We start from the raw sequence: 4,510 nt of genomic DNA on the forward strand, positions 1-4,510 counted from the left end.
CTCCAGTTCGCCGGCGGTGATGTCGGCGGCAAAGCGCCGTTCCTCGAAGCCGATGCCGGCCAGTTCCGCCTTGGCGCGCTGGTTGCGCACATAGACATCGACCGCGGCGGTGTCGCCGACGGTGATCGACACCAGCTTCGGCGGAAAACCTTCGGCGGTGGCGATCGCGGCGTCCTCGCGCACGGAGGCGATGATGCGCTGGGCCACCGGCCCACCCTTGAGATAGCGGCTGTCGTCGGACCGGGACATGGCTGACCTTTGGTGTCGGAATTGTGCGCTGCAATAGCAGAGGCCGTCCGGGAAATCAGCCTCCGAAAACGAAACGCTCTGCCTTTAGCGCGACGCGTTTTGCCTCGAAAGGCGAAAGGGCAGCGCGGTTTCCCGCGCTGCCCTTTCGTGACCGGCCGCATCCCCACACGGCCCGTCCCCCGTTAACTCGTTGCCAGTCTAAGCACGTCTCCCGAATACGCGCTATGGCTTGGGAGCAACAGCTGGCGCCAAAATTAGTCGGCGCTGCCTGACCGGCAGATTCTCAGTCCCTATATCACCACCACCGTCGTTCCAACATTGACACGCTCGTAGAGGTCGACGACGTCCTCGTTGCGCATGCGGATGCAACCGGAAGATACGGCGCCGCCGATCGTCCATGGCTGGTTGGTGCCGTGGATGCGGTATTCCGTCGTGCCGAGATAAAGCGCACGGGCGCCCAGCGGGTTCTCCTCGCCGCCGGCCAGATAGGTCGGCAGATAGCGGCCCTTGGCGGCCTCGCGCTTGATCATCACCGCCGGCGGGCGCCAGTCGGGCCAGACGCGTTTGTCGGTGATCTTGTGCGTGCCCGACCATTCGAAGCCCGGCTTGCCGGTGCCGACGCCGTAGCGCCTCGCCTTGCCGTCCTTCTCGACCAGATAAAGGAAATTCTGGTGCGTATCGATGACAATGGTGCCTGGCTTCTGCGGCCCGTCGAACGCGACTTCCTGCGGCAGGTAGATCGGGTCGATCTGCGGCCGCATCGCCGTGCGCCGGGCCGGCTGCTGCACCGCCGCCGTGCGCTGCTGGTCGGGCTGGACCTGCAGATAGCGCCGCTGCGGCTGCTGCACCATCTGGCGGGTCTGCCGCACGATACCAGGCGCATGGCCGAGCTGCAGCACCCAGGGCGCGGAAAGGTCGGGGCTCACCATCACCGGCGGCCGGTCGGCATAGCGGTCATCGGCATTGGAGGAGGTGGCGCCGGCGGCAAGAACCGCCGCGGCACCCAGCAGGGAAAACAAGACTGTCTTCATCGGAACGCACCTTGATCGTCGAACGGACGGAGGCACGAAACCGCCCCCGGTTGCGCGATCCTTGGCGCGAAGCGGCAACCGAAACATGAATCGGAATGCGTAAAATGCCGATGTGCCAGTAAACCTTTTGGTGTGGTTACCGGCCGGTTCAGGAATCTGGTAAAGCCACGGTAAAACAGGCGCCGAGGCGCATTAACGAATGGATTTCTGGCAATGGGAACTGAAAATGCCGGCCTGCTCGACGGTCCCGACGGCAAGGCGCGCTGCTTCTGGCACGGCAATCTGCCGGACTATATGCACTACCACGACCGCGAATGGGGCCGCCCGGTAACGGACGACCGGCGGCTGTTCGAGAAGATCTGCCTCGAGGGCTTCCAGTCCGGCCTTTCCTGGCTGACCATCCTGCGCAAGCGCGAGAATTTCCGCGAGGCCTTCGCTGGCTTCGACTTCGACAACGTGGCTCAATTCACTGACAAGGATGTCGAGCGCCTGCTCGGCAATGCCGGCATCGTCCGCCATCGCGGCAAGATCGTCTCGACCATCAACAACGCCAAACGCGCACGCGAAATGGTCGACGAGTTCGGCTCGCTGGCCGCCTGGTTCTGGAAGTTCGAGCCGGGGGCCGGCGAACGGCCCGAAATCGTCGACCTCGCCCATCTGCGTGCCAATCCGACGACGGCGGTCTCGGTCCGCATCTCGAAAGAGTTGAAGAAGCGCGGTTGGAGCTTCGTCGGCCCGACCACCGTCTATGCCTTCATGCAGGCGATGGGCCTGGTCAACGATCATCTAGAAGGCTGCGTCTGCCGCAAGGAGGTGGAGGCGGAGCGGAAGAGGCTCAAACGGCCGAAATGATTTCCTTCCCCTTCTCCCACAACAAGGGGAGAAGGTCAGGTCGCGCCTCAGATGCCGCTGGCGCCGGTCAGGAACAGGCCGGCGACGATCGCCGCCAGCGCGGCGAAGGCCGGGTAGATGACCAGCAGGCCGGTCATCAGCGCATCGCGCATCGACGAGCCCTGGCGCGGCTCCACCTCGAAAGGGCCCGCCACCTGGCTCACCGTTACGAGCGCCTGGCCATCGGCCGGCCGCAGCCGCGAGGGCAGTTCACGCGTGCCGCTGTCGATTGTGTCGAATTGTCCCGTGGTGCTCATAGCCCCGAACCCTTTGGTTTCGGTGCGCTTTATCGGCTGCGATTGTGTCGGCACGATGCCGCGCTGATGGCGGAATTGTTTCCTTTTTGGTGGGGTTGGTTTCAGAAATGCCTCAGGCGTTCCAAACGACTAACCACAGCAATTGGTGCTTACCTCTTCAGCTGCCTGGCGCTGCCCCTCATCGCCCTGCCGGGCACTTCTCCCCGTATAGTGACGGGGAGAAGGACGCCGTCATCGCCGATTTCGCCAATCGCCAACGTTGGAATTGTAGCACCGGCGCCGAAGTCTCTCCTTCTCCCCGTCACTATACGGGGAGAAGGTGCCGGCAGGCGGATGAGGCGCGGCGCGGCGTTCGCAAACTGTCCGAACTCAAGCCTCGTTGCGGATCGAGCCGCAAACCCTTGCCGCACCAAGCGGCATCGGCTAGGACACGCCCGCCGTGGAAAGCGGTAATCTAACCGGCCCACACAACGCCACGAAACACCGAGTACCCATCCCATGGCCGACAAATCGGAAAAGACGAAAGCGCGGCTGCCGCGCGGGTTTGCCGACCGCGGCGCCGATGACATCCGTGCCGTCGAGAAGATGATGGCGACCATCCGCGGCGTCTATGAGCTCTACGGCTTCGAGCCGGTCGACCAGCCGATGATCGAATACACCGACGCGCTCGGCAAATTCCTGCCCGACCAGGACCGGCCGAACGAAGGCGTCTTCTCCTTCCAGGATGATGATGACCAGTGGTTGTCGCTGCGCTACGATCTGACCGCGCCGACGGCGCGCTTCGTCGCCGAGAATTTTGACAAGCTGCCGAAACCCTATCGCAGCTATCGCTCCGGCTGGGTATTCCGCAACGAAAAACCCGGACCCGGCCGCTTCCGCCAGTTCATGCAGTTCGACGCCGATACGATCGGCACGCCGGGCGTCGCGGCGGATGCCGAGATGGCGATGATGATGGCCGACGTGATGGAGGCGTTGGGTCTCAAAGGCCAGTATGTTGTCCGCGTCAACAACCGCAAGGTTCTGGACGGCGTGCTGGAGGCGATCGGCCTTGGCGGTGATGAGAATGCGGGACGCCGTCTGCAGGTGCTGCGCGCGATCGACAAGCTGGACAAATTCGCTCTTGAAGACATTCAACTGTTGCTTGGGAAAGGTCGCTGGGACGGTGGCAAGGAAGGCGAGGGCGACTTCACCAAGGGAGCGGGTCTTTCTGACAGTCAGATATCGCAGCTGTTGAATATCACCGGTTGGAAGGCCCAGGGATCGGGCAGCCGAGGAGTTGCCAACGGCCTTACCGTCGACAATCTGCGTCGCGGCTTTGAACAAACGCCCCTTGTCCTGCAAGGTTGTGACGAGCTCGATCAGATACAGATGCTCTGCGCAGCCGCGGGCTATGATGAAACCAAGATATTGATCGACCCCTCGGTCGTGCGCGGCCTCGAATACTACACCGGCCCCGTCTTCGAGGCCGAGCTGCTGGCCGAGATCCCCAATGAGGACGGCCAGGTCGTGCGCTTCGGTTCGGTTGGCGGCGGCGGGCGCTATGACGGGCTGGTCTCGCGCTTCCGCGGCGAGCCGGTGCCGGCGACCGGTTTTTCGATCGGCGTCTCGCGGCTGATGACGGCGCTGAAGAACCTCGGCAAGCTCGACATCTCCGATGTCATCGCTCCGGTCGTCGTGCTGGTCATGGACAAGGACACGGAAAGCCTCGGCCGCTACCAGAAGATGGTCGCCGAGCTGCGCGCCGCCGGCATCCGCTCCGAAATGTATCTCGGCGGCGCCGGCATGAAGGCGCAGCTGAAATACGCCGACCGCCGCGGCAGCCCGGTCGCCATCATCCAGGGCGGCGACGAGCGTGCCCGGGGCGAGGTGCAGATCAAGGACCTGATCGAAGGCGCGCGCCTGTCGGCCGAGATCACCGACAACGCCGAATGGCGCGCCGCTCGCCCGGCACAGGTGACGGTGGCGGAGAGCGAACTGGTTGGCGAGGTGAAGAAGATCCTGGCGGCTCAGGCGGCTGATCGCGCGAAAGGTGGCGCTTGAGCCCCCCTCTCTGGCCTGCCGGCCATCTCCCCCTCAAGGGGG

General features: G+C 63.9%; 5 protein-coding genes. 2 read left to right on the forward strand and 3 right to left on the reverse strand.

Translation table 11 applies throughout. The annotated features are described in order from the left end of the window. Positions 1-249, reverse strand: a 249-nt coding sequence (locus EN738_RS31370) for a tetrahydrofolate dehydrogenase/cyclohydrolase catalytic domain-containing protein (protein ID WP_281034336.1), incomplete at its 3' end; no start/stop codon positions are given. Between the two features lie 290 nt (positions 250-539). Next, on the reverse strand, positions 540-1,280 hold the full coding sequence (locus EN738_RS31375; RefSeq protein ID WP_127286985.1) for a L,D-transpeptidase: 741 nt from the start codon (positions 1,278-1,280) through the stop codon (positions 540-542). Between the two features lie 213 nt (positions 1,281-1,493). Between EN738_RS31375 and EN738_RS31380 the strand changes: the two genes are divergently transcribed. Continuing rightward, positions 1,494-2,132, forward strand: a complete 639-nt coding sequence (locus EN738_RS31380; RefSeq protein WP_127286986.1) for a DNA-3-methyladenine glycosylase I — start codon at positions 1,494-1,496, stop codon at positions 2,130-2,132. Between the two features lie 47 nt (positions 2,133-2,179). Here EN738_RS31380 and EN738_RS31385 read toward each other — a convergent pair whose 3' ends face one another. After that, a complete protein-coding gene (locus EN738_RS31385; protein ID WP_127286987.1) occupies positions 2,180-2,428 on the reverse strand; it encodes a hypothetical protein in 249 nt (82 codons plus the stop codon). Between the two features lie 498 nt (positions 2,429-2,926). Here EN738_RS31385 and hisS point away from each other — a divergent pair, with 498 nt between their 5' ends. Then, positions 2,927-4,468: a histidine--tRNA ligase gene (gene hisS, locus EN738_RS31395; RefSeq protein ID WP_127286988.1), complete on the forward strand. Its 1,542-nt coding sequence runs from the start codon at positions 2,927-2,929 to the stop codon at positions 4,466-4,468. Positions 4,469-4,510 lie beyond the last annotated feature (42 nt).

The organism is Mesorhizobium sp. M4B.F.Ca.ET.017.02.2.1, from assembly GCF_003998955.1.
GTDB lineage: Bacteria > Pseudomonadota > Alphaproteobacteria > Rhizobiales > Rhizobiaceae > Mesorhizobium > Mesorhizobium abyssinicae.

Bases quoted from the DNA above. Each gene is read 5' to 3' on its own strand.
- EN738_RS31375 (WP_127286985.1), bottom strand. From the start codon at position 1,280: ATGAAGACAGTCTTGTTTTCCCTGCTGGGTGCCGCGGCGGTTCTTGCC.
- EN738_RS31380 (WP_127286986.1), top strand. From the start codon at position 1,494: ATGGGAACTGAAAATGCCGGCCTGCTCGACGGTCCCGACGGCAAGGCG.
- EN738_RS31385 (WP_127286987.1), bottom strand. From the start codon at position 2,428: ATGAGCACCACGGGACAATTCGACACAATCGACAGCGGCACGCGTGAA.
- hisS (WP_127286988.1), top strand. From the start codon at position 2,927: ATGGCCGACAAATCGGAAAAGACGAAAGCGCGGCTGCCGCGCGGGTTT.